Consider the following 25,404-nt stretch of genomic DNA (forward strand, 5'->3'; position numbering starts at 1 on the left):
GTGTAGTGTTTAATAGAGTGGTAGAATATTTTGAATCTAAAACAAAGGGAGCAACTAGAATGAAAAGATTATTGCAAATCCTAATTGTGACAACGCTTTCAATGACCCTTGTGAATCCGATGCAAAGTTTGAAGGAAGTTGATGCAGCGGCTAATGGTGAGGTTGTGATCAATGAAGCTGCCTGGATGGGTACTAATGTAAGCTACAACAATGAATGGATCGAGCTTTACAATCCGACAGGAAATCCGATCAGCTTAGAGGGTTGGACCTTATCTACAGCGGATGGAACACCATCCATCTCATTATCCGGATCGATACCGGCTAAAGACTATTATTTACTTGAACGGACAGCTGATAGCACTGTCTCAGCTGTAACAGCAAATCAAATTTATAGCGGTTCCCTAAGTAACTCTGGCGAACTACTTGTGTTAAAAGATGAATCCGGAATCGAGATCGATTCAGTCGACCAATGGTATGCAGGGGACAATGAAACGAAAGCAACGATGGAACGAATTGATCCAGCGATAAGTGGAACGACAGCTACCAATTGGAAAACTGCTACAGACAGTTACGAAGAAGGTCTTGGAACACCTGCAAGTGGAGCAATGTCTTCAGCTACAGGTTGTGACACATCAACTGAGCAAATCAATCAAGTATCTGAAACGCTCGGGGCAATCAATGTTTATTTTAACAAGTGTGCATTACCGATCTATGCAGACACAGGTAACAAGGCGAATTACAATGTTAACCTTGAGGATCGATTGATAAAACGATTAAATGAAGCGACGACAAGCATAGACTTCGCTACATACGAAATCAATCTAACTAGAGTAGCCGATGCACTGATTAATAAAGCCGCAGAGGGTGTCGATGTACGGGTCATCGCTGATTCGAAGGATGCAACAGACCCTCATTACATCGATCGTTTTAAAACAATGAGGTTATATGTAGAAAAAATGGTGCGTGGAGCCGATCTTGTTTTAGGAACAAATGATGATATCGAAGTGTTTTCAGACTCGCCGATGTTTGCGGTTGAAGATAAGACGCTAAGAAGTGATTATGGGCTTCCGACCTCAGCTAAAGACTTTCCTTATGTCACTACAACTGTTGGAAGTACAGAAACATCAGGTTATTTGTTTGTCGATGCTGAGCAAAAGTCAGATGGAACGTATTACTCTCCAGGAAACCAGATGCATAACAAGTTTGCATTGATTGATGACCGCTGGGTATTTACCGGCAGCTGGAATTTTACGGTGACGGGACTATACGGGTCTGAAGAAAACATGCAGAATGGAATTTTGGACGGAAACCAAAACCATGTCGTCGAACTACATTCTCCAGAGCTTGCTGGGATCTATGAAACAGAGTTCCATGAAATGTGGGGAGACACAGACCTGACTCCGGATCCGGTGAACGCAAATCTTGGTTCTAGAAAAATTGATAATACGCAGCATGTCGTCACAGTTGGCGGCAAAACAATCGAAATTTTCTTCTCGCCGGGGGATGATGCAGTCGGTAGAATGACTGAGATTGTTAAAAATGATGCCGATTTGAACACCTATTTCACCATTTTTGCATGGTCTGATCAGGATCTTGTCAATGAGCTGAAATACAAATGGGAAGGCTCTTATCAGGATTTGATGGGTACAAGAACAGGGTTTGATGTGCGCGGTGTGTATGATAGCAGTTTCTGGAACCAGTGGTGGTCTGCGAGTATCGAAATGACGGGACGAACCGCTTCACAATCGAGCACGAACAACCCAAACATTCGCTGGGCAAATCCTGCACCCGTTTACGAGGATGCTGAAGTACGTAAGCTTCATAGTAAAACGATGCTTATTGACACGGACACATCCAGTGACCCGACCGTGATTGTCGGTTCGACCAACTGGAGCACGAACGGAAACGATCATAACGATGAAAACATGCTGATCATTCATGATACACTGATCGCTAATCAATTTCTACAGGAGTTTTACGCAAGATATTCACAGGCAGGCGGAACAATACCGCTTCAATAATGCAATGTCCCGCAAATTGATTTTCCGGGACGCATTATCCTAAAATCTAGGAGGTTGAGTCCCGCAAATTGATTTTCCGGGACACATTATCCTAAAATCTAGGAGATTCAGTCCCGCAAATTGATTTTCCGGGACACATTATCCTAAAATCTAGGAGATTCAGTCCCGCAAATTGATTTTCCGGGACGCATTACCCTAAAATCTAGGAGATTCAGTCCCGCAAATTGATTTTTCAGGACACATTATCCTAAAATCTAGGAGGTTGAGTCTCGCAAATTGAATTTCCGGGACACGCTCTCCTAAAATCTAGGAGATTCAGTCCCGCAAATTGATTTTCCAAGCCAATTTACCTAAAATTCAGGAGATAATAATAGAAAAGATCAGGCTGATGACATGCTTCAGTACCTGATCTTTTCAATTTGGCAGGAAATGATGACGTTTTTAAGCTGAGAGAACGAGAATTCTAGACGGGACTCTACTCAAAAAAACTATGATCCCTTTAAATTGTAAAGTGGCGCTTTGAGGTGATCCGAGAAAATAAAAACAAATGGATAGTGAAGCTTATTTTACAGGGGAATTTCTGACTTTTTGATAAATTTCAGTAAGGGCATTGGCTGCAGCCTCGACGTCATCCAAGCTGGTAGGCGTTCCGAACGAAAGGCGAATCAACTCGCGGGCTTCATCATCATTCCGCCCCACAGCAAGCATGGTTTTCGAGGGCTTTTGACTTCCGACTGAGCACGCAGATCCCGTTGAAATCGAGAATCCTCTCCTATTCATTTCGAGCATTATGAATTGCCCCTCGATCCCTTTTGTTCGAATACCTAAAATCGATGGGAGGTGTTCAGATGGGTGTCCCTCCACTACAAGATTGGATTGACCATCGACTATTTTTAAAAAGCTTTCGCGTATTTCCTTGAACCTTAACTTGTTTTGTTCCATCGATTTGATCAGTTCTCCGACTGCCGTAACAAAGGCAGCGATTCCAGGAACATTGACAGTACCTGCTCGGAATCCTTTTTCATGAGTAGAGCCGGGAAGATTCGATTTCCACGATATATTCGGTGAGATATAGCAAGCTCCTACACCCTTAGGTCCGTAAACTTTATGCGCTGATATCGAAATGCTGTCCAACCCATGCTTCTGGACGTCAATCGGCTTTTTCCCAAATGTCTGAACACAATCACTATGAAAGAATATACCATTTTCTTTTAAAAGTTGACCGACCTCTTGGAGCGGCTGGAGTGTTCCGATTTCACTATTCGCGTGGCCGATACTTACTAAAATAGTATCAGTTTCGATTACTTGCCTCAGGTCTTCGACAGAAACCTGGCCATAGGAATCAACAGGAAGCTTCGTAACACGAAACCCTTCATTCTCAAGCAGATCAAAGGTATTAAGGACGGATGCGTGTTCCGTTATAGTCGTGATCAGATGATTTCCTCTCGATTTATTAGCGCGAACAATCGAAGTGATTGCCAAGTGGTTGCTCTCTGAACCACCACTCGTAAAATAAATACCTTCTTGATGGCCGTTCATGTATTCTGCCAATTGGCGGCGACTCTCGGATAAAATATTCCGTGCATTATCTCCGATATCGTGCAGACTTTCTGTGTTGCCGAAGTAATTCAATGCCACTTCGGTATACACATGTAAGGCTGACTTTGAAATTGGTGTCGTAGCCGCATAATCTAGATAGATCATCTTCTGAATCCCTCCTTATAAATTGGTGCTTATATAAATAATCACACAAACTGGAAGTTAGTCAATCAACGTAAAAATACGGATAATGGAAAACCAGCATTTTTTAGCACACGTAGTAAAACTTCTTGCTTATAGTTTAATTTTATGTAAATATAGGTGTCAAGACATATGTAAAGTTGTAGTTTACTAGAAATAGGGAGGTGCCCTATGAACATACGTAAAACAGATGTGTTGATTCTCGGCAGCGGGTTGTCAGGGTTAATGTCAGCACAGCTTCTTTCTTCGGAAAAGAATGTGATTGTTCTCACAAAGAATCGTCTCGAGGACAGCAATTCGTATCTTGCCCAAGGAGGAATTGCAGCAGCAGTTCAAGCTGATGACAGCTGGTATTCACATTTTCTCGATTCGATCCAGGCCGGGTGTCACCATAACAATAAGTCAACAACGAAAGCACTTGTTCGTGAAGGGCCGGCAATGATCGAAAAATTGATCGAATTCGGGGTTGGATTCGATCGAGATTCGGATGGCCATTATCAGTTTGGAAGAGAGGGCGCACATAGTCTGTCACGGATTTTGCATGTCGGTGGAGATTCAACTGGTAAACATGTGATCGAGGTACTCAAAAAGACTATATCGGAAAAAGACCTTGTCATTGAAGGGGAAACCGCGATTAAACTCATTATCCAAAATGATCGATGTCTTGGAGTGTGGAGCCTCAACGATAATGGGGAAATGACTGCGAATCTCGCTAGTGCAGTAGTGATTGCTACAGGTGGATATTCAGGACTTTATCCGCTTAACTCTAATGCTTCTACGATTACTGGAGACGGGGTCGCACTTGCTTATGAAGCTGGTACGTCGGTTTCAGACATGGAGTTCATCCAGTTTCATCCTACTTTACTTATGAAAAATGGGTTAGGAATCGGTCTTGTTTCCGAAGCTGTTCGGGGAAAAGGAGCTGTTCTTATCGACGAAAACGGTGAAGCACTCATGGACGGACAGCATCCGATGAAGGACCTGGCTCCAAGGGATATTGTTGCTCGTGTTCTGTACCGAACAAGGCAATGTGGAAAACAGACATTTCTCGATATTCGTAACGTACAAGATTTTCCACAGAAATTCCCGACAATCACCCAGCTTTGTGAGAAAAATGGAGTCTCACTTGAAAAAGGAATCATTCCTATCGCACCAGGTGCTCATTTTACGATGGGAGGGATTGACGTTGATGGGTTTGGAAAATCAACTCTGAATGGCCTTTATGCGGTTGGTGAGGCAGCCAACACAGGAGTTCACGGTGCTAATCGACTAGCGAGCAATTCCTTGCTTGAAGGACTGGTGTTTGCAAACCGTTTGGCCGGAAACCTGTTAAAGGAACCCTCCCGACGGCTCCCAGCAGAACTTGAATGGAGCGGAATGGAAATCCTTAAGGAATCGCCTTCACATGCACACCTACGTGAAATAATGAACAAATACATTGGAATTGAGCGAAATATTGATGGTTTAAAAAAAGCAGCCGAGATATTCAATCAACTTTTACAATATACAAAACGTATTGAGGTGCCAAGCCTCGAGCAAGTTCAACTGAGAAATCAAGTACTCACTGGCTGGATCGTTGCGACTTCCGCACTACAAAGGACGGAAAGCAGGGGAAGCCATTACCGGACCGATTTTCCAGAAAAGGATGACAGACAGTGGAAACAAAGGCGAATTATAAGGAGGAAGCTTGAACATGAATCGATTAAAAGTTCGTCAGGAGCTTGAACGTTTTTTCGTTGAAGACATCGGGGCTGCAGACCTTACTAGTCAGTTGCTCTTTCAAGTAAACCAACTAGGACATGGGTGGTTTTTCATGAAAGAGGACGGCGTTTTTTCAGGGGAACAAATCGTCCAAGAAGGCTATCAATTAATCTCTTCGGAAGTACAAGTTGAGATGGCAGTTCATGACGGTCAGTTTTTAAAAAAGGGAGATACGATTGCGTTTATAAATGGTCCAGTCACATCCATTCTCGAAGGTGAGCGGGTCATTTTAAATCTTATGCAGCGCATGTCTGGAATTGCAACGTTAACCCGGCAAGCAACAAAGCTAGTTGAAGGGTCAGGCATTAAAATTTGTGATACTAGAAAAACAACACCAGGACTTCGGATGTTTGAAAAATATGCAGTTCGTTGCGGTGGTGGAATGAATCATCGTCTGACATTGGACGGTGGGGTCATGATCAAAGATAATCATATCGCAATGTATGGGAACATCGGAAAAGCAGTTGAACAAGTGCGAAAGGAAATTGGCCCGATGACAAAAATTGAAGTGGAGACAGAAACGATCGAGCAAGTGAGAGATGCGGTAGAAGCCAACGCAGACATCATCATGTTCGACAACTGTACACCTGAAGATATTCAAGAACGGGTGAAGCTTGTTCCGAATCATATCGCAACCGAAGCGTCGGGTGGGATAACGTTTGAAACACTTCCTTCTTATAAAGAGTGCGGAGTTCAGTTCATTTCATTAGGAACGTTGACACATTCGGTCAAAAGCATTGACATCAGCTTGGAATTGGAGGTCGATTAACTATGAGTGTGCTGGATATATTGAAAACAACACCTCGTTTGCCAGACCGTTATCGTAACCTTTCAGACGATGAGATGATTCGCAGGATTGGTGCGATCAAAAGAAGTATGGGAGAGCGCCTTTATATCCCTGGGCATCACTACCAAAAGGATGAGGTCATTCAGTTTGCCGATGATACTGGAGATTCCCTGAAGCTAGCTCAGTTGGCAGCCGAAAACCATCAAGCGGAGTATATCGTCTTTTGCGGGGTTCATTTTATGGCAGAAACAGCGGATATATTATCTACTCCTGATCAAAAAGTGATTTTGCCCGATATGAGAGCAGGCTGTTCAATGGCAGATATGGCTGATATTCATCAGACGGAAAAAGCATGGTCCATTCTGATGGAGACATTCGGCGATACGATTTTACCGCTGACGTATGTGAACTCAACCGCGAGCATCAAGAGCTTTGTCGGTAAGAACGGCGGCGCAACAGTAACGTCATCAAACGCAAGCACGATGGTTGAATGGGCGTTGAAACAAAAGGAACGGATTCTCTTTTTACCGGATCAACACCTTGGACGAAATACTGCGTATGATCTTGGAATACCTTTGGAAGAGATGGCTGTTTGGGATCCGATTGAGGAGCGGTTGGAGTATTCAGGGCCAGTCGAACGCGTGAAGGTCATCCTCTGGAAAGGACATTGCTCGGTCCATGAAAAATTTACGATGGAGAATGTTCGTGAGGTTTGGGAAAATATGCTCGGTGTTCAAGTGCTTGTCCATCCTGAATGTACATTCGATGTGGTGCAAGCAGCAGATCATAGTGGCTCGACCAAGTTTATCATCGATATGATTGAAAATGCTCCAACAGGATCCAGCTGGGCAATCGGAACAGAGATGAACCTTGTAAATCGCTTGATCAACAACCATCCAGATAAAAAAATCGTCTCATTGAACCCAAATATGTGTCCATGTCTGACGATGAACCGAATTGATTTGCCGCACCTGTTATGGGCACTCGAATCCGTCGTCGTAGGAAACGTCGTCAATGAAATTAAAGTTGACGCTGATACTGCGGGTTTTGCAAAAGCTGCGCTTGACCGGATGTTACAGCATTCGAAGTAAACAGTAGTAAAGGACTGACCGGGCTTGTAATGTATCGTACATCTCCGGACAGTCCTTTTTGTATTGGGTTACACAACAAATATTCGTGAATAGTTAAGTTACACGAGGAAATCGTAAGTTAAACGAGGAAAATCCGATTTACACGAGAAACTTTCGAATTACACGAGGAATTCGAAAGTTGCACGTCAAATGACCAAATTTCTGAACTTAATCCTCATCCATTCTCTCGACCGGAACGAAATAATCATCCTTTCGATACGCGAGTGCTTCCATTTTAGCAATTAATTCTCCGTCGCTCTCCACATTGATCGTATACCAGGATGTCCGATGGTTCCGCTTATCCTCTGTGGCGACAGCACGCAGCTTTGATCCTTTTTTTCCAGGTGCCATAAAGTTTACCGTCGTAGACAGCCCTACTGTCGTTTTTCCGTAAGAGTTACATGCACATGCAAACACATAATCCGCGAGTGCAAATGTGATTGCCCCATGCACAGTATCGTGTGTGTTCAACATATGATCTTTAATTTCCAGCTCAGCCGTTGCAGTTCCCTCACCTAACTCAACCAGTCTCATACCAAGAAACTGAGCGTATGGCTCACTTTTCATCTTTTTAAAAATATCATTGTAAAACTTTCTATGTATTTCCAGGTCGTCATATCGTTTTTTCATAGTAACGCCTCCCATTCTATTAATCTAATCATACAAAATTAAAGCTTTAGATGAAACAATATTAGGTCTGTACACAATCCTTCACTTTCACTCTTAAAGGTAAAGCATACTGACCTATTTAGGAAAATGTTTAGGCTTTTAAGGTTATGCCAGAGAAAATGTGGTCCCACCATTGGTCGTTTTCAGGCTGGTTCGGCACTTTTAATGCACAAATGTTTTCTAATCCCCAATCAAGCAGATTGATCTTATCGATGTTGTTTACTGGATTTAAAACAAGGATATGAATTTCCCCTTTGGTTAGCTGTGACAATACGGATCGTAGCTCCAATGCCTCCTTTTGTGTAGCTTTCCATCGGATGAACAGCAAAGAATCACTGTTTTCAAGCACATATAATAACCGGTTTACCCGTCGATTGACTTTAACTTTAACTGCTGTATAGTTATGGGACCAATGTTGGTTCGGTAAAACAGGGAAATCATGAACGGAAATGATGTTGTAAAGGCAATCTTTTATGAAATAGGATTTGACAGGTTGTACAATTTCATTATCTACATAGACCGAAGACCCTTTAATGACTTGCAAATTCTGAAATTTCATATAATCCTTGAAGCGCTTACTAAATAGATTACAAATATCGGAAAGTGAATGCGAAACTACCCAATCAAAGGGTGCGGAAAACGTTCTTAATTTATGTCTTCTTAATTGTGCTGCTGGAGTGCATGAGTTTCCTAAACTAATAATTGCAGAATAGGTTTTTTTGATTTGACTAAACCTCAAATAATTCCCTCCTATACTATTTTTTCCATGGACACTCTATTAAATGCTTGTATCATTGCTTTTGACTGGATGAACGTAGTACGGCTAGGGAAATATTTGAAACCAATCTAATGAAAAATCCTGCTAAAGAAGGAAGGAATACTCAGCTAGGTGACGAAGATTTAAAACAGGAACATACCTTTAAAGAAAACTTGGCAAAGCCAAGCCCTAGCGTAGGCTGAGCCTTAGTTGCGCTTATACTATAGAAAGTATTTATACATTCTTAACGTGCGAGGAAAACAAGGAGGACAACAAATGAAACGGTTAGATGAACAGTCATTTAGAAAAGCGAAAGAGTATCTTTTCATACATGGTAGACGACTCGAGCAGGCCCTGTTTAACTATCATTTTGAAAACGGATCAGAGGATGATGTGCTTGATGCTCTAAGGGAATTCCAAAATGAAGATGGCGGGTTTGGCAACAGGATCGAGCCGGATTTTCAATTGGACCAATCTTCACCCATGGCAACAACATTAGCTTTTCAGATTTTCAAAGAGCTGAACTTATCCTCGGATCACCCAATGGTACGGGATGGAATGACGTATCTTTTGAAAACCTATCATTCTGAAAAAGGACGTTGGCATGCTTTGCCACCTGAAGTCAACAATGTACCACACGCACCATGGTGGCATTATGACAATGAAAAAGAACGAGTAATGGTTGAAGCGTCTTGGGGGAATCCGAACGCCGAAATTTCCGGCTATTTATTAAGGTACAAAGAACTCGTCCCTGAGGAAGTGGCAACGAATTTAAAGGGCCGCTGTCTCGCTCATTTTAAAGCGTTGGACACACTTGATATGCACGAAACGTTTTGCTTTTTAAGGCTAGCAGGCGAATTATCTCAAATTGAACGGGATCCTATCATCGAAAAGGTGAAAGAACATATCCCAGAGCTTGTCAATTTGAAACGGGAACAGTGGGCAAATTACGGTATGCAACCAGTCCAGCTTGTTAAAGGGGTGCAATCACCTTTTTATGAAATGATGAAAGAGAGTGTAGAGGAAAATCTTGACTATGTTATTGAGAAACAGCATAGTGATGGCTCATGGCACCCGAACTGGGAGTGGGGACAATACGAGAATGACTGGCCAGAATCGAAAGAGCTATGGAAAGGGATCTTGACCTACGAAAAGCTTAAATTGTTGAAATCACACGGACGATTAGAAACACAAACTGTAAAATCACAGTAAATATTTCAAGCGCTAAGAGTCCCTTGGGTGTGGGGGCTGTCTTGCTTATGTTCTAATTTCCATACAGGTACATACTTTGTATATGCAGCATGTATATATTATATATTCTGGAGGTGCAAGGTGAACATACTCGTAATTGGAGGCACAAAGTTTTTAGGTCGTCATCTCGTGGAAGCAGCAATGAAACAAGGTCATAAAGTCACATTATTCAACCGTGGAAACAATCGGGATGTCTTTCCAGAGTTGGAACAAATTACAGGGGACCGCCAGCATGATATCCAAGTGCTTGAAGGGAGTAATTGGGATGCAGTCATAGACACATGCGGCTACCATCCTCAAACGGTTCGAAAGTCTGTTCGAACACTCGCAAAAAAGACCAATCATTATGCGTTCATCTCAACCGGGTCAGTCTATGCGAACTTCTTAAATGAGGACAATGTAGATGAGCAATCAACCACACTAATGCTCAATTACGAAACGATTGCATCCATCAATGAGGGAGAAGAAATAGCTGCGGAAGCATACGGTCACTTAAAATATCATTGTGAACAAGTTGTCTATGAGGAAATGAAAGGTAGAGCCCTCATTATAAGACCTGGATTGATTGTAGGACCATATGATCCGACTGATCGGTTTACGTATTGGGCAAAACGTCTGGCAGAGGGTCGTGAAATTCTTGCACCTGGAAGGAAAGACCGTAAAATTCAATTTATTGACGTGCGGGATCTTGCTGATTGGACGATCGGTATGGTCGAGAAACAAGCGAATGGCGTTTATAATGTGGTAGGCCCAGCGGAAAAATTGACAATGGAAACATTTATTGAAGAAGGAAAAGCTGTTTTTAATAATAAAACGGATGTAACATGGGTCGCGGAATCCTTCCTGCACAAGCATGAAGTCGCGCCATGGATCGAGCTTCCACTGTGGATTCCTGAGACGTATTCACCAATGGAAGGTATAAAGCCTGCACATGGTGATATAGGAATATGTAACAAAAAAGCGATTGAGGCAGGACTGACTTTCCGGTCTTTCCATGAAACCTTGAAGGATACACACGACTGGTTTATTGAAGAGCGTGGAGAATTATCTGCGGCACAATTGACTGATGAAAAAGAACAAGAAGTATTAAAGAAATGGCTCCAAGCTGCAAGTGTCTAATTATATACGTTTAGAAAATGAAAATGACTGCCGAATTTATTTTCGGCAGTCATTGAATATGTCAAGGAGGGAATACAGAAATGATTAACAAAAATTGCTACAGCAGCGGTTTATGTAGATGATTAACAGAAATCAAAAGCATTCTGGACGGAAAAAGCAGGATTCGAAGTGAAAACGGAACAACATATGACTCCAGAGGCAAGCTGACTGGAAGTTGGACCAAAAGGTGCTGAAACTGCTCTTGTCATATCCGAAAACAATGATGCAAGGTGCAGAAAATATGAAGCCTTCAATCTTATTCGTATGTGACAATATCAAAGAAACATACAATATGATCAAAGAAAACCGTGTTTAGTTTGAGGGTGAACCAAATGAAATGGAATGGGGAACCTTTGCACAATTTTTTGATGAAGACGGATATATGTATGTGTTAAAAGGATAAGGATAGAGACGATAAAAGACCTGAATGAATACAACCACTCAGGTCCTTCTTATTGTACGCTTAACTTTTCGACGTTTGTAAAGTTTGTGATACGTCTTCTTCTTTATCGGGGTTGAACATTTCTGCGATTCTATCAACGAGTCCAAGGGTTAGAAGGCCATTTCCTTCACCTTGTTTTGTAAAACCAATCGGGGTTGTCCGCTTGATCAATTGAGCATAAATCTCTACTTCTGAAAACGATCGACCAAATTCTGATTTAGACAAATTAATCAATAATGCTAGTGCGCCTGAGACATGAGGTGTAGCCATTGATGTCCCAGTTAGACGAGCATATCGGTTTTCAGGAAACGTAGACAAGATCTTTACTCCCGGAGCCACGAGATCAATTTCAGCATTCGTATTCGTGAATTCAGTGAGGTTGCGTTGGAAATCAACCGCGCCAACCTGAATCACCTCATTATAGGCGCCAGGGTAGGAAAACTCGTCCGTATTTTCACAATCGTCACCTTCGTTACCAGCAGCGCAAACGACTGAAACGTTGTGGTTGACCGCGTATTTTATTACCTCATGAAGCTCAGGAACATCTTGTGGTCCCCCGAGTGACATGGAAATCACCCGGACTTTTTCACCATTTGGTCCTTCCCAATCAACAGCGTATTGAATTGCCTTGATGATCCACTCAATTTTGCCACTTCCTTCATGTGTGAGGACCTTTAAAATTAAGAGATTTGCTTCCGGTGCAACACCGACGACACCATTTCCAGTACCAGAAGCAGCAACAGTTCCAGCTACATGTGTACCATGACCATTATTATCTGAGAAATTTGATGCATCACCACCAAAATCAGTTGTGAAATTCCTGCCGCTGATAATTCGTTCTCTTAAATCGGGGTGGTCGGTTTGGCAGCCAGTATCGATGACAGCGACAACATTACCTTTACCTTTTTTAGATCGATCCCACAAGGATGGAGCATCAATCATCTCAACGCCATCAGGAATGTTTGACAATTCTTCGATGATTTCTTCCACTTGGTACGGGACAAGACGAACATCACTCATAATAATCCTCCTTCGATTTAATAGAATCCAAGAAAAATAAAGCGTCATAATCCCAGTGAAGGTACTATACCACATTTCAGACATCTATTTTCAGAAAAATCAATAAATAATCAAAAGGTCCTAAATATCATTTGTACACGTATTTGACATTAAAGTAAAAGTTGACTATGAAGAATGGTTGCAATAAAAAATGAAGGAAAAGCAGCAGTTAATTAATTCTGATTATCTTAGTAATGAAATGCTCGATCGAAGGTAATTGATGTAATTCGAAGACAAATAAATGGGGCTGTATCTATTTTTATATGACAGCCCATTTTATTTCCTACTGTTTAGTGAAATTTAAGGCGAACACTAGCAATGCATTTAAGTTTTCATTAAGGCTTGGTGAATTGTACCGTTTTTTTTTATATGACATCCCCATTGACTATCAGCTGACCCGCCTTACTTCATCTTTGTGAACGAGTTGGATTTTGTAATCACCTTTTAACTCAAGAAAACCCGTATCGTAAATCCAAATCACGGTGTAGGTCTTCCCATTATAGATTACTATATCTCCTTTATGCACAAGGCGAATCCTCCTTTTCCTTAATCGATTAGGAAGGTAAATCGTCATTCTTGCATAAAACACTATTCAGTTACAGGAAGTTCAGTACTGATCAGAGCAATTTCCTTTTCCAACAAACGTTGATTCGCACTAAAAAGATTTTGGAGCGCCATAGTCAAATCATTTAGTTTTTCATAACAAATGGCTAGTTCTGTTTTTACAAGGGAAGTCCACGGATCTTCATTGAGTAATTGAAATACATGATCCGCTTTTTTGAGGTTGGTAAGTGCCTCCTCATGCGAACCACGTTTTATGTTGACTTTACCGAGTACATAATGACACTGAGCAAAGACGTGTGAATTGCTTGCAGCTAGCCTTAAGCCATTGTTTGCATATTGTTCGGCCTGATCTAAATCGTCTGTATAAAGTGAAGTGAGTGCAAGTTCATAATAGCTGTTGGTCGCAAGGTCGCGAAAATGATATTTGTTTGCTTTCTCTAAGCTATCATTCAAGTAATAAAACGATTCTTCAACACTTCCATGTTTTCGTTTCAATATTCCCATGTTTATTTGGGAACCGATATATTTTCTAGGCTCTTCTTCAAGTTTCAAATAATCAAGGGCAACCATGCTAGATAGAATTCCCTCTGCGTATTTTTTCATATACAGCTCGGCAAGTCCCTTCAGCATGTAAAAGTGACCATTGGAATACGAAACCTGATTGGCCTCCATAATTTCAATGGCCTTATGAATAACATCAAGCCCCTTTTGGAACTCCTTCACACGACAATAGCAAAGTGCCAAGTTATACAATATTTTGAACTGAAGCAGACATTCTATATCTACATAGCGTGAATTGATGAGGGCTGAAGCGTTTAATGCCGATTCTATTCCTCTTTTATAATCTTTTAATTTCCGGTTAGCAAGTGTTATGTAGTAATAGACTTCGATGATTTCTTTTGTTTCCGTTGATGGGAGATAGGAGAGTGCCTCATTAAAGTGGTATAACGCTTTTTCATCTTGATTAAGCTTTTCATAGATTTGCCCGAGTAACCGATGCGCTAGCCATTTTTCAGGAAAAGGAACGGTTCGAATCTTAATAAGATCCTTTAGACGGGTTTTAGCTTCTACATATTTTTCAACCTTGAAAAGTGTCGTACAAATATTAAGGCCATTCTTTATTTCCTCGTAGGTGACTGTTTTTCCAGAGATGTGTTTTTTTTCTCCAAGTAAATCTCCGACTGAGACTCCAAGTTTGCTAGATAAATATTCGATTGTTCGGAGGGAGGGTGTGGTGAGATCTCTTTCAATAAGGCTTAACATAGCTCGACTTAGTTGATCCCCGGCTAAATCCCCCTGGGTGAGCCCCAAATCTTTTCGTAAAACTTTTATTCGTTTACCAACTGAACTTTCCAATTCTTATCGCCTCCCTAACTTATTTTACCACAAAATTATTCGAGATGTTAAAATATTTAAACTATTTTTCAAAATAAAATATTTTATTCAAAAAAGTTGTTGACAAACCCATGAGTGTAATCTTAGTATAAAATTGTAAAAAAATGAATGAAAATAGGAGGTATTTATGTCAAAACCTGCAAAATCTACGTTCTTTTTGGTTGGTGGTGTCATTTTAGGTCTAGTGTTCCTGTTATTCGTACAAGCCTATGAACTACCACAAAACAGTGGTCATTTGTTTGCTGAAAGTTTAGTAGACTCAGACCTGGCATGGCCAGGTGACCCGGATCCAGAAGATGATCCCGTATGGCCGGACTCCCCAGCACTTGTAAGTACAGAAGACCCGGTATGGCCAGATAGCCCAGATCCAGAAGATGATCCCGTATGGCCGGACTCCCCAGCACTCGTAAGCACAGAAGACCCGGTATGGCCAGATAGCCCGGATCCAGAAGATGATCCCGTATGGCCGGACTCCCCAGCATCAAATGTATAAGCATGAATTAAACACTCGTTTTTCCTTTAGCAGAAACAACCTCAATTTTAGAAGGTAAAAGTTCTTCTTTTCTCCACAACCACTTTTCAAGTATTGCGCCAATTATTCCAATGCCACCAACGACGAAACCAACTGTTTGTATCACTTGGACAGCCCCAAAGGTATGAACTAGAATTCCACCGGTTACAGGTGCGATGATAAATACAGCACTCATCACCGAGTTAGTGATTCCGAATACGCGGCCAACCATTTCCTTTGGGGACTCTTTTTGAAGTGCGAAATTATATGAAACCATCCAAATTCCGTTGCCGAACCCTACAATCAGGGCAAAGAAAATAGGGATGAGTAATGACATCTCCTCAGTGACGAACGCTACTCCCGCAAAGCCAAAACCAATCAAGCTCATTCCACCTCCAATTGCCCAACCATAGCGAATCTCTTTAAAGCGATTCATCCATGTTATCGTAATGATCGACCCGACTCCTGTCGTACTTAATAACAAACCAAACACCATTGGATCCTTCATGTTAATCGATCGCAGAAGAACGGGGAACTGAAAATCGACGAGCTGAATGCACATAATTCCAATCAAGGAAAAAAGAATGCTATTGAATATCACCCGAGTCTTAAGGACAAAAGCCCAACCTTCTTTCCAGGAATCTTTAAAGCTCAGTTTTTCTGTTCCTTGTTCATTTTTTGGAGCATTTGAATTCTCTTTGATTTTTCGAAGTGTTAGTAAAATAATGCCCGATATTAGGCTGCTGAAGGCATTAATAAGGATGCAAATCTTTGGGGATAGCACGGTTAAAATTAAAGCCCCCAGGAGAGGTCCGACAATTTTTCCACTATTGTTCACAATCTGGTTATAAGAAGTGGCTTTCAATAATTGATCTTCAGGAACGATATGTCGCGTAAGAGCTTGTTCAGCTGGCGTACTGATCAATCCAAGCGATGAACGTATAAACAAAATTGGCAGTACCCAATAGATATGATCGGCGAATACGAGAAAAATCGTTAAAACGGCACTACTCCAATCCGAAATAATCATCAGGTTCACTTTTTTCGAACGATCAGCAAGCACACCTGCAAATGAGCCAAATAAGATACCTGGTAACGCAAAACAAACTGGAATTAATCCGATCAATATCGGATCCGAATTCCAGCCGTAAGCGACAAGTATTGAAATCGCAAGCATATCAAACCAATCGCCATAAACTGAAATGGCATATGCAAGGAACATTTTTGTAAACGACTTATTTTTGAAAAGGGGGGTCGTACTAACTGTTTTATCCATAAAGTAATCCTCCTGTCATCAATCTAGCTTCATCATAGCTCGAGTACTAGACTGATTGAACGAGCGAAGGATTGAAATCAATTCCGACTAGAGACTGATTTCCATTTATACTTTTATATTACGGCGTTTCTTGAAAAGGAGGGCATTGATTGAACCCCCTAAAATTAAGATTTGAGCGGTTAAATATAACCAGATCATCAAAATAATGATGGTTTTCACATTTCCGTAGATCACAGAATATTGGCTGTACCTCACATAAATGGAAAAACCAACGGAAATAAGCTGCCATAATATGGTTGCGAAAATGGCACCAGGGATTACATCTTTAAAGGTGTGCTTCGTCTTTGGAACAAAATGAAAAAGTACATAAAAAAACACAAGCAATACAACACTTCCAATACCCCACCTGATTGGATTTCCAAACGTAATGACAAACTGATAGAGCCACGCATCCTTTTCCATAAAGCTTAAAATCAACCGTTCGGCAACAGGGACAAGCACAGAAACCACAACGACACTAATAAAAGCGACTGTAAGTAATAATCCTTCAAAAAGTTGAACGAAAAACGATCGTTTCGTCCTTTCGGGATAGCTTTCATTAAGTATTCGAGAAAACGCTTGGATTGCAAAAGAAGAAAGCCAAATCGAAGAAAGGAAGCCAAAGGTCAATAAGTTTTCCTCTTGATTCAAAAAAATCCCTCGTAATGTTTGACGAAGGAACTCCACCGTCTGTTCAGGTGCATATGGCTCAACCAAATCCAGGACAGATCCGGTGTCGATTGGCAGGTTGCTCGCAAGCGTGATTACAACAATCAGAAAAGGAAATAATGAAAGCAGGAAATAATATGACATCTGAGCCGCGAGGTCATAAATTTTCCGATCCAAAAACTCTCGATACAACGCTTTTACTAGCCATAAAAAATCCCGCATGATTAACCATCCTCAATGCCAGAACATTTGCCTTCTAGCAATGGTATCTCCAATCTGCGGGATTTCATTCTGTTTAGTGGTTTTTAGTAGACGGTTTTTACATTCAGATATGATCTGTACACATACATAAGCAAAAGCGGAATACCGATCGCACTGATAAACAAGGAAATAATTTGACCGAGAATCGGGATCAATAAAAGGACGAAATTAATTACAATTAAGATAAACGTGACAAGTAAAAAAGTCCCGAGGATGCGAATATATTTTGAAAATGGAAGTTTAAATGCCTTCCCGATACTTTGAAAAACAGCATCGTGTTCCTCGAAGTAAATGATAAATCCCATAAGGAAAACCAAGCTGAAATAGATATAACAAACACCCAAAACAAGCAATACGAAAAAAACGACGGCATCCCCAGCTATGGCAAAAAGACTGATCAATACGACTGAAGCAATAATAAAAACGATAAACAAGGCGAAGACGCTGACTGTAAACTTAAACGTCCTTGTAAAGTTAGATTTACCGCTGGAAAAGAATTCTGACCAGTTGAACTGTCGGTCATCTGAATGATAAAACGATCGAATGAGCCCGATATAACCTGCATAAAGATAAACAGCCATTATCAACAATAAAAGCATCATGGCAAAAAACAAAAATAAATCAGAAACGAATCCATCTGGTGAAGAAAAATACGAAACACCTACATCATTAAAGCCGTTGTGCAGCATCATTTGAGCAAAATGCTTTCCCGCAAAAATCCAAGTGGCTGCAAACACGATAACAAAGGTAATCAATTGATAAAGGATGGCGGGTACTAAAAGTGACGGATTTTTCGATAAATCTTTAAGAACCTTAGGAAGGGTTTTCATCATCCACCTCTTTCTTTAATGTTAGTTAACCATATGAAACAATTTCCATTTATATCGACAACTATTAAATAAAATTAATAAATGCAAAAAGCTGAATCCGTACCGAAATAAAAATGGAACGCATGGATTGAGGGCATGCGAATAATTGAGGGCTGATATGCAGTGAAAATCCAAATCCATCACCATTTTTATTCCGATAACGAAGGGTGTAGGTAAATAACTGATGCAAGAGTGGAAAATATACCTCCCATCATAATGGTATTGCTCGTCCCGATCTGTTCAGCCATAACTCCTGATACAAAAGCGGCCACAGGTATGAGTGTCCAAGTCATAAATCGGCTTGTAGCCTGTACCCGTCCTATTAAATAATCTGGTGTGAGTGTCTGTCGAATGGTTTTGATACATGGGTTCATCATTGCAGCTGCACACGTTCCGATTCCATTTGCAAGCACGAGCCAACTATATGTAGCAGAAAAACCAAATAGGATGATCGACAAACCACCTACAGTGGAAGCGATAAATAAAATGCTTCGATATGTATATCGTTTCTTCAAGACATTTGTCACAAGTGCACCAATTATCGCACTTACTCCGCCTATGGAAAGCAACCAGCCAATGTGTTGAGCATCAAAGTCCATTGTATCTTTGAGGTGAAAGATCATCATGGTTAAAAAAAGAGTTGTACCAAACACGGATCCAATCATTGCGATGTTCGTCATCAAAATTGCCTTCGTTTGTATGACGAAATGAAACCCTTCTTTTAAATCTGTAAAAAATGGTTTTCGCTCGGCAGCAAAATCGGTTTTTAATGGGACACTTAAAACCGTCATGAACGCAATCAAAAAGCTGAAGCTGTTTATAAGTAATGCATATCCAGGGTTATACAGGCTGATTGCTAAACCACCGAGTCCGGGTCCCGCCATAACCGCCGCATTAAACAAACCAGAATCGATTGAATTGACAGCCTGAAGATCTTCTTTTCGAACTAAACTTGGAACGGATGCGAATTCTGAAGTGTTGTAAAGCTGAGTAAACATACCAACCAATAAAGCACCGGAATAAAGCTGCCACATGTGCAAACCATTTAGTATAAAAAGAACTCCAAGACCCCCAACAACCAAACATCTTCCCAAATCGCAGACTAATAATATTTTCTTTCGATTAAATCGATCAGATAAAACACCAGCAAACGGTTGGAGTAAAACAGGTAATCGCTCGAGAGCAGCTACGATCCCCATACTGATTGGAGAACCTGTAAGTGCTAAAACTATGAGTGGAAAAGCAATCAAGTATATCTGATCCCCGAAAAAGGAAATCAAATTGCCACCCATAAATCTGAAAACAAGGTAATTCTTTTTAAGAATAGGTAGATTGGTTTCTTTCGGTAAAGCTAGAGCCGGTTCAGCCATCAAAAACCACCTGATTTTCTCTGTATAAGAAGTGCTCCAATTCTTTTGCTAATGCAGTTATCGACGACTTCTTTAAGGTGTATTTCGAATCACGAACCTCTACGATCCGTGCCGATCGGAGTATTTTCAGATGATGATGGATGGTTGATTTTCCAAGCTCCAATTGTTCGGTCAGTTCTTGGAGTGTTCGAGCATGCTCTGATAAAAGCTTAACGATTCGTAGTCTCACCTCATCACCTAGTGCTTTGTGTTTTTGTACGAGAAAATATCCAGGAGTATAGGCGTCACCAGGATGGATACTTTCATTCGCGACGGGATAATAAAATACTTTAGTTCCTTCAATGTCTGCCTCAATATTCCAAGGACGGTAGATGTACTGCGGGATTAATAGAACATTTTGCACATTCGGTTCCGGAGGATAGCTGATCCCACCAGTCGCCCATTCGACGAGCTCCTCACTTTTCATTTTCATCTTCATGTTTTGTTTGCTGACCGTGTCCGTTTTTAATATAGATGAAAGATTATCGGCCGTAGGTTCAATAACTGTTTGATACCAACCTTCCATTACAGTTACGAGGTGTTCTTTTAATGCCTGTACATCGTAAGTGCAAATAAATTCAATGTAGGTAGGGAAGAAAATATTGTCTTTGGTAAGCGATTGTAGTTCATGTATTGCAGTCGGATCACCATTAGAAGCTTGGCTGCGGATTTCCTGAAACTTTGACCCTACATACGGTATACAAATAAAACGCAGCTCCTCAACCGTGAGGGAATCTATGTAAGTCTGAAAGGTGTTTAAATCAGAAAATGACTTTTGATGAAGTAATTGTAACAGTGCTTTCCACGTGTTGTTTTTCTCAACAAAATTCAATTGCTCAATCATCTCATCAGACAAAGACTGTCTAATCCGTTCCCAATAGTTGTCAGGTTGATCCAACGTTTTTAAAAGCCGTTTATTCGTAATTGCAGCAATGCCAAGCGCACACTCCCACAATAACGAAGACTCGATGCGAACCTCATACGTTTCTCTCTTTCTACCAGTTGTCTGAATAACGTCCATAAAAACACCCCATTTACTTCTTTTACTACATTCTATATTTATAGAATAATAAATTCAACTCTTATGGAACCACTTAATAAAAAAGGTTTTGATTCCTGTTTGTGGAAGATGGATATGTGAAATTATGTTTATAAATCAAGCATAAGATGATAACAACATGGAGTATTGAGAGGGGAAAGCGATGAAGTCAAAAAGGAATCGAATATTATTTTATCTTGCATATTTGATCGGTATCTCAATATTTTTATTTGTAGGATCCAAAGTCGGGATGGCCGTTAAAAATTATCAACAAGAGTTTTATAGGGTTCTACCATTAGCTGTTTTTTCAGTATTTTTTTATATCAGTTTAGGTATTGTTTTTGCAGTACCGAACTTTGTACGTAATTATTTGAAAAGCGGAAAATGGAAATATGATTGGACACAATTCATTATAATTTGCGTGCCAGCTTCGCTCATTACTTTTTCATTTATAACCACTTACGTCTTCGGGGCTAAGTTAGGGTTGTACAAAATAACATCTTCATTATGGGGCATAGACATAATTACAATATGTGGGATTGTAGCAGGATACACGCTTATTACGAGTTTGAGAAGAGAAGTAGAGCAGAGATAGGGAGGGTATCAATAAAAATAAAGGAACACATCTCCTATTAATGGAATCAAATAAGAGAGTAGTTTTCCTATATTAAGGAGGGTTTCAATTGATGGAAAAGCTGCTGCAATTTGAGAAATCAAAATATGGAGTAGAGAAAGATGGTCTGATTGTTGCTCCAAGTATCTTTAAGGTGTTCAAAATCGTTTTTCGAACTAATAAAGAGAACACGAAGTCACGCAATATATCTTCCTGACCGGATTTCTCACCAAATTTACAGCAACTTTTTATAGGTGATTTTAATTTGCGGAGTAGATGCCGCATTTTTTTGTTTGTTCATTTTTTGAAAGATTTACACATCACTTTGCTAGGGGTTGTTCCCATTCCTCCCTCAACATACCCATTTTGATAGAGTCAAAGTATTCCCCGTTTACGACTCTGGCTTTTCGTATTCGACCTTCTTCAAGCATTCCGATCTTTTGTGCGAGGCCAATCATCCGTTCATTACCCGACCATGTTGAAATGCCGACACGAACGACATCCATGTGGTCGAAAATGTAATTTGTCCAAAGTGAAAATGCATCTGTCCCATACCCGCCAGACCAGTAAGTCGAATCATATATCGCGATTCCGTTGCAAAGCCAATTCGTAACTTCATCCACCCAATACCAGCCAACAGTCCCGATTAATTTTCCATCGACTTCAATAACAAGAGAATTCCTCGGAGTTCCAGTTCCGATACGTGCGAGCTCTTCTTGATGATCAGCTAAAAATTCCTCACGGTTTTTTGTGGGCAGTTTATAATAAGGGCCATTCCAATTTAGGTGTTCCCGGTCATCCGCTTCATATTTCCAATAGTAGATATCAAGAACATCCTGCTCAGTCAAATCTCGTAATATTACTTTTTTACCTTTTATACAAACATGTTTAGTGGTTTTCATATCACTCGACTCCTTTACTTTTGTTCAAAACAAATTCTAGTATAACAAATTGATTGAGTATTATGAAAAAAATAACAAAAATGATAGAATGAAGTATTGAACTTTAAATGAAGAATAATAGATCAGATTGTAGATTTGGGGGACATTTTTTGATTGAAGAAATATGTACACCAGAAATCACAAATGTCATCAGGAAGCTCTTAACCCAAGCAACTTCAGCAGATAAGGTCAACAATGTTTATCAACAGTATCTTAAAAGTACATCTAAAAGTCTCTATAGTTATGTGGTTGATGGGGAAATCGTTGCATGCATCGGAATCGAGATTAAATCGAACAATATTGCTGAAATATTGCATATTGCCGTTTGTGCTAGTGAAAGGGGAAAGCATATCGGAAGTGCTATGATTCAAGCGATTTGTAATCAATATGCTCTTAAAAGAGTCTTCGCAGAAACAGATCAAGATGCAGTAGGATTTTACGAAAAGTGTGGATTTAAGATTATTAGTTTAGGAGAAATGTATCCAGGTGTCGAGAGATTTAATTGAGATTTGTCATTAAAAGGATAAATTGAAAGGAGCGTATTATGTCACATCGGTTAGGGATATCGGGGAGTACGATCATGACAGATCCAGAACAGTTTGGAAAGCTATTTAGCAAGGATATTCCACACATCGAAATCGGTGAATTTCCTAGCGAATCGGCTTTCAATGAATTTGTAAAATTAGTAAAGGAAAACGGTGTATCTTTCGGGCTGCACTCTCCGCTTTATCGGAATCAAAGCAAGTACGATTTACTTGAAAACGTACAATTTAAACCGGAACAGGCATGGGAACAATTTGAAGCAGAAGTCGAACGAATGTCTAATCTAGGAGCAGAATATATCCTCGTACATTTTCCTTATTTTAAAGGAGGGCCTGTTGATAATGTTAATCAGATTATTGAAAAGGGACTTCAAAAGCTTAGTTCACTGCAAGAAAAATACTCCATTCCGATTGTCTGTGAACCGAAGCTCGGTTTAAACCGTTCTCGAGTTGGTATTGATTTTCTGCATGATTTTCCTTTGGAGACATGGGAAAAGTATGAACTCAAGCTCTGCATTGATATTGGGGATTACCTTTTGGCGGTCGGGAAGGAAACTTTAGAATATATCTCGAAATGGAAACAATACATAAAAGTCGTTCATATGCATAATGTCGAATTCCAGGGTGACCGGTACATTTGGGTTCCTGTCCACCCTTCCCATGAAAGGGATGAAAACTACTTCAATATTGAAGAAATTGTTCTCTTTTTATCAAATTGCGAGAATGTCACCTTCGTATTGGAGCATACTCCACACTCTAATCCTACCAACCAGTTTGTGGAGGAAGGGATCCATTGGGTCAGAGAATTGATTGGAGAATGATTTCGGTAGTGCAAACCATCTATAACATATTAGAAGGGACCCTTTAACATGGATATCCTCATCGACAAAAAATATTTCACAAAAGCCGTATCAGAAGTTAGCAAAGCTATACAGTCCAATCCTTTAGAGCCTATCTTTTCTGGCATTAAATTAGATGTCACTACTAAAAGGGTTACTCTACTAGGGGTTAATGGTGATTTGTTCATCGAACGGTTTGTTTCTGAAAGCATTGATGGAAGAAAGGTGGTAGAAATCAACGCGACCGGATCGATTGTCGTTCCAGCGAAAGCATTTCATGACATTTTAAAAAAGCTTCCCAATCCGATATCGATCAAAACAAATCAACAATCCATCCTGATTGAGTCAGCCGAAATATCGACCACTTTACATAGCTATCAATCAGGAGATTTTCCGACTCCACCCACTTATCATCACGATAAAGTAACCACAATATCAAATGATGATCTTTCTAATGCGATCAAACAAACAATATTCGCTACTTCAAATAATGAATCAAGACCTGTACTGACAGGGATAAACATGATTTTTGAAGAAGGGCAACTGACCTGTGTCGCAACCAATTCTCAAAGACTAGCAAAATCGGAAAAAAGCATCGAAGGCAACGGTCAAGGTTCCTTCATCGTTTCTGGATCAAGTCTAAACGAGCTAGTAAAATTGTTGGATTCTGACACAGGAAAAGTGAAGGTCATTACGACAGATAATTTCCTTATCTTTAAAAGTGGTGCAGTTACGGTGTTTTCTAGATTGATAGCAGGGAATTATCCGGGTGTTTCTGGTCTTATTCCGAGAGATTTCCACACGGTCCTATCGATAAAAACAAAGCAACTTTTAGAAGGGATAGAGAGAGCCTGTTTGTTCACGAACGAATCGAAAAACAATACGGTTCATTTAAAACTCGTTGAAGGTACAAAATTGAAAATTTCATCGAACTCGACGCAAACTGGTAAAATATCGGAGACACAAGATCTCGTATCATTAGAGGGCGAGGGGGAACTAAATCTATCTTTTGATGGAAGGTTCCTGTTGGATGCTTTGAAAACGATCAAGCAAGAAGTGGTTAAAATGAGTTTTGGCGGTACAATGCGGCCGGTCTTAATGGAACCGACCAACGACACCTCATTAGTCCATCTCATTTCACCTGTACGCACTTCAGGATACTCTGAGTAAAAAGGAGTAATTTCTTTAAAATACAAAACAATATGAACAAGACAGTAAATTCGAGACAAGAAGAGTGACATACGGATTTCATCGGGTAGATGTTTTAAAGTAAGGAAGGAGCAACTGTAAATGGATCTTCAGCTAAGGGGTAAAAGTGTCATTGTAGCTATCGGTACCGATCGAGTTGCAGAGCTTGATGAGATCCGAGCCGGACAACTAGGAATCTCATACGAAGAGCATGTGGAAAATACCGAACAGAGGATTCCACTAAAACGCTACGGAACTCCTGAGGAGTTTGCAAAAATGGCTGTTTTTCTAGGTTCTGAAGCGAACACGTACATCACAGGACAATCCCTACTCATTGATGGTGGCATGGTCAAAGCACTGTGATTATTTTTTGATTATAGCGATGTTGTCTTTCTAAAAGAGAGAAGAGACCCCCTTGAGCTTTTACCCGGTTTTCTGGTAATCTCTTCTCCATAATAGCTTACCCCTTTGAGG

General features: G+C 40.4%; 24 protein-coding genes and 1 pseudogene. 13 read left to right on the forward strand and 12 right to left on the reverse strand.

Annotation, left to right across the window (positions count from 1 at the left end):
• The first annotated feature begins 59 nt into the window (after window positions 1-59).
• Entirely contained in the window at window positions 60-2,021 is a 1,962-nt protein-coding gene (locus MOJ78_RS05095) for a phospholipase D-like domain-containing protein (protein WP_304980125.1), read from the forward strand.
• Between the two features lie 561 nt (window positions 2,022-2,582).
• Here MOJ78_RS05095 and MOJ78_RS05100 read toward each other — a convergent pair.
• Window positions 2,583-3,725 carry an IscS subfamily cysteine desulfurase gene (locus MOJ78_RS05100; RefSeq protein ID WP_304980126.1) on the reverse strand — a complete coding sequence of 381 codons (1,143 nt, stop codon included), beginning with the start codon at window positions 3,723-3,725 and terminating at the stop codon, window positions 2,583-2,585.
• 207 nt (window positions 3,726-3,932) lie between these two features.
• Between MOJ78_RS05100 and nadB the strand changes: the two genes are divergently transcribed.
• From nadB to nadA, 3 genes are read left to right on the forward strand one after another with little or no spacing between them, the layout of a single operon-like run.
• Window positions 3,933-5,486 carry an L-aspartate oxidase gene (gene nadB / locus MOJ78_RS05105; protein ID WP_304980127.1) on the forward strand — a complete coding sequence of 518 codons (1,554 nt, stop codon included), beginning with the start codon at window positions 3,933-3,935 and terminating at the stop codon, window positions 5,484-5,486.
• A complete protein-coding gene (gene nadC / locus MOJ78_RS05110) occupies window positions 5,455-6,291 on the forward strand; it encodes a carboxylating nicotinate-nucleotide diphosphorylase (protein WP_304980128.1) in 837 nt (278 codons plus the stop codon). Before nadB ends, nadC begins: the two co-directional genes overlap by 32 nt.
• Window positions 6,292-6,293: 2 nt before the next feature.
• The gene (gene nadA / locus MOJ78_RS05115; protein WP_304980129.1) at window positions 6,294-7,400 is read left to right on the forward strand and encodes a quinolinate synthase NadA; all 1,107 of its coding nucleotides are present in this window, start codon (window positions 6,294-6,296) and stop codon (window positions 7,398-7,400) included.
• 207 nt (window positions 7,401-7,607) lie between these two features.
• Here nadA and MOJ78_RS05120 read toward each other — a convergent pair whose 3' ends face one another.
• Together MOJ78_RS05120 and MOJ78_RS05125 are read right to left on the reverse strand one after the other, a co-directional pair.
• On the reverse strand, window positions 7,608-8,069 hold the full coding sequence (locus tag MOJ78_RS05120; RefSeq protein ID WP_304980130.1) for a PaaI family thioesterase: 462 nt from the start codon (window positions 8,067-8,069) through the stop codon (window positions 7,608-7,610).
• 130 nt (window positions 8,070-8,199) lie between these two features.
• Window positions 8,200-8,847, reverse strand: coding sequence for a DUF1796 family putative cysteine peptidase (locus MOJ78_RS05125; protein ID WP_304980131.1), 648 nt, complete (start codon window positions 8,845-8,847; stop codon window positions 8,200-8,202).
• A gap of 294 nt (window positions 8,848-9,141) precedes the next feature.
• Here MOJ78_RS05125 and MOJ78_RS05130 point away from each other — a divergent pair, with 294 nt between their 5' ends.
• The 3 genes and pseudogenes from MOJ78_RS05130 (at window position 9,142) to MOJ78_RS05140 (ending at window position 11,677) form a co-directional block, all read left to right on the forward strand.
• Window positions 9,142-10,077, forward strand: a complete 936-nt coding sequence (locus MOJ78_RS05130; protein WP_304980132.1) for a prenyltransferase/squalene oxidase repeat-containing protein — start codon at window positions 9,142-9,144, stop codon at window positions 10,075-10,077.
• A gap of 120 nt (window positions 10,078-10,197) precedes the next feature.
• On the forward strand, window positions 10,198-11,235 hold the full coding sequence (locus MOJ78_RS05135; RefSeq protein WP_304980133.1) for an NAD-dependent epimerase/dehydratase family protein: 1,038 nt from the start codon (window positions 10,198-10,200) through the stop codon (window positions 11,233-11,235).
• 93 nt (window positions 11,236-11,328) lie between these two features.
• Window positions 11,329-11,677, forward strand: a pseudogene (locus MOJ78_RS05140) (VOC family protein).
• A gap of 60 nt (window positions 11,678-11,737) precedes the next feature.
• Here the strand turns inward: MOJ78_RS05140 and MOJ78_RS05145 are convergent.
• The 3 genes from MOJ78_RS05145 to MOJ78_RS05155 all read right to left on the reverse strand — a co-directional run bounded on the left by MOJ78_RS05145 (window position 11,738) and on the right by MOJ78_RS05155 (window position 14,695).
• Complete coding sequence (locus tag MOJ78_RS05145; protein ID WP_304980134.1) at window positions 11,738-12,736, reverse strand: S8 family peptidase; 999 nt, start codon at window positions 12,734-12,736, stop codon at window positions 11,738-11,740.
• A 427-nt stretch (window positions 12,737-13,163) separates the two neighbouring features.
• Window positions 13,164-13,301 (reverse strand): hypothetical protein, encoded by a 138-nt coding sequence (locus tag MOJ78_RS05150; RefSeq protein ID WP_304980135.1) that lies wholly within the window; start codon window positions 13,299-13,301, stop codon window positions 13,164-13,166.
• Window positions 13,302-13,363: 62 nt separating this feature from the next.
• Entirely contained in the window at window positions 13,364-14,695 is a 1,332-nt protein-coding gene (locus MOJ78_RS05155) for a tetratricopeptide repeat protein (protein ID WP_304980136.1), read from the reverse strand.
• A gap of 166 nt (window positions 14,696-14,861) precedes the next feature.
• Between MOJ78_RS05155 and MOJ78_RS05160 the strand changes: the two genes are divergently transcribed.
• On the forward strand, window positions 14,862-15,227 hold the full coding sequence (locus tag MOJ78_RS05160; protein WP_304980137.1) for a hypothetical protein: 366 nt from the start codon (window positions 14,862-14,864) through the stop codon (window positions 15,225-15,227).
• A 7-nt stretch (window positions 15,228-15,234) separates the two neighbouring features.
• On the opposite strand, the gene MOJ78_RS05165 is transcribed toward MOJ78_RS05160, so the two are convergent.
• From MOJ78_RS05165 to MOJ78_RS05185, 5 genes are all read right to left on the reverse strand, one after another.
• Window positions 15,235-16,521, reverse strand: coding sequence for an MFS transporter (locus tag MOJ78_RS05165; RefSeq protein WP_304980138.1), 1,287 nt, complete (start codon window positions 16,519-16,521; stop codon window positions 15,235-15,237).
• Window positions 16,522-16,626: 105 nt separating this feature from the next.
• Entirely contained in the window at window positions 16,627-17,451 is an 825-nt protein-coding gene (locus MOJ78_RS05170) for a YihY/virulence factor BrkB family protein (RefSeq protein WP_304980139.1), read from the reverse strand.
• A gap of 83 nt (window positions 17,452-17,534) precedes the next feature.
• The gene (locus MOJ78_RS05175; protein ID WP_304980140.1) at window positions 17,535-18,320 is read right to left on the reverse strand and encodes a hypothetical protein; all 786 of its coding nucleotides are present in this window, start codon (window positions 18,318-18,320) and stop codon (window positions 17,535-17,537) included.
• 188 nt (window positions 18,321-18,508) lie between these two features.
• A complete protein-coding gene (locus tag MOJ78_RS05180) occupies window positions 18,509-19,729 on the reverse strand; it encodes an MFS transporter (protein WP_304980141.1) in 1,221 nt (406 codons plus the stop codon).
• Complete coding sequence (locus MOJ78_RS05185) at window positions 19,722-20,789, reverse strand: ArsR family transcriptional regulator (RefSeq protein WP_304980142.1); 1,068 nt, start codon at window positions 20,787-20,789, stop codon at window positions 19,722-19,724. Before MOJ78_RS05185 ends, MOJ78_RS05180 begins: the two co-directional genes overlap by 8 nt.
• A gap of 704 nt (window positions 20,790-21,493) precedes the next feature.
• On the opposite strand from MOJ78_RS05185, the gene MOJ78_RS05190 reads away from it, so the two are divergent.
• Complete coding sequence (locus MOJ78_RS05190) at window positions 21,494-21,637, forward strand: hypothetical protein (protein ID WP_304980143.1); 144 nt, start codon at window positions 21,494-21,496, stop codon at window positions 21,635-21,637.
• A 103-nt stretch (window positions 21,638-21,740) separates the two neighbouring features.
• Here the strand turns inward: MOJ78_RS05190 and MOJ78_RS05195 are convergent, their stop codons facing one another.
• Window positions 21,741-22,322, reverse strand: coding sequence for a GNAT family N-acetyltransferase (locus MOJ78_RS05195; RefSeq protein ID WP_304980144.1), 582 nt, complete (start codon window positions 22,320-22,322; stop codon window positions 21,741-21,743).
• Window positions 22,323-22,471: 149 nt separating this feature from the next.
• Here MOJ78_RS05195 and MOJ78_RS05200 point away from each other — a divergent pair, with 149 nt between their 5' ends.
• The 4 genes from MOJ78_RS05200 to MOJ78_RS05215 all read left to right on the forward strand — a co-directional run bounded on the left by MOJ78_RS05200 (window position 22,472) and on the right by MOJ78_RS05215 (window position 25,293).
• Window positions 22,472-22,867 (forward strand): GNAT family N-acetyltransferase, encoded by a 396-nt coding sequence (locus tag MOJ78_RS05200; RefSeq protein ID WP_304980145.1) that lies wholly within the window; start codon window positions 22,472-22,474, stop codon window positions 22,865-22,867.
• A gap of 38 nt (window positions 22,868-22,905) precedes the next feature.
• Window positions 22,906-23,724 (forward strand): TIM barrel protein, encoded by an 819-nt coding sequence (locus MOJ78_RS05205; protein WP_304980146.1) that lies wholly within the window; start codon window positions 22,906-22,908, stop codon window positions 23,722-23,724.
• 48 nt (window positions 23,725-23,772) lie between these two features.
• Window positions 23,773-24,912, forward strand: coding sequence for a DNA polymerase III subunit beta (gene dnaN / locus MOJ78_RS05210; protein WP_304980147.1), 1,140 nt, complete (start codon window positions 23,773-23,775; stop codon window positions 24,910-24,912).
• 120 nt (window positions 24,913-25,032) lie between these two features.
• The gene (locus MOJ78_RS05215) at window positions 25,033-25,293 is read left to right on the forward strand and encodes an SDR family oxidoreductase (RefSeq protein WP_370529770.1); all 261 of its coding nucleotides are present in this window, start codon (window positions 25,033-25,035) and stop codon (window positions 25,291-25,293) included.
• The last annotated feature ends 111 nt before the right edge of the window (window positions 25,294-25,404 follow it).

Source organism: Alkalihalobacillus sp. AL-G, from assembly GCF_030643805.1.
GTDB lineage: Bacteria > Bacillota > Bacilli > Bacillales > Fictibacillaceae > Pseudalkalibacillus.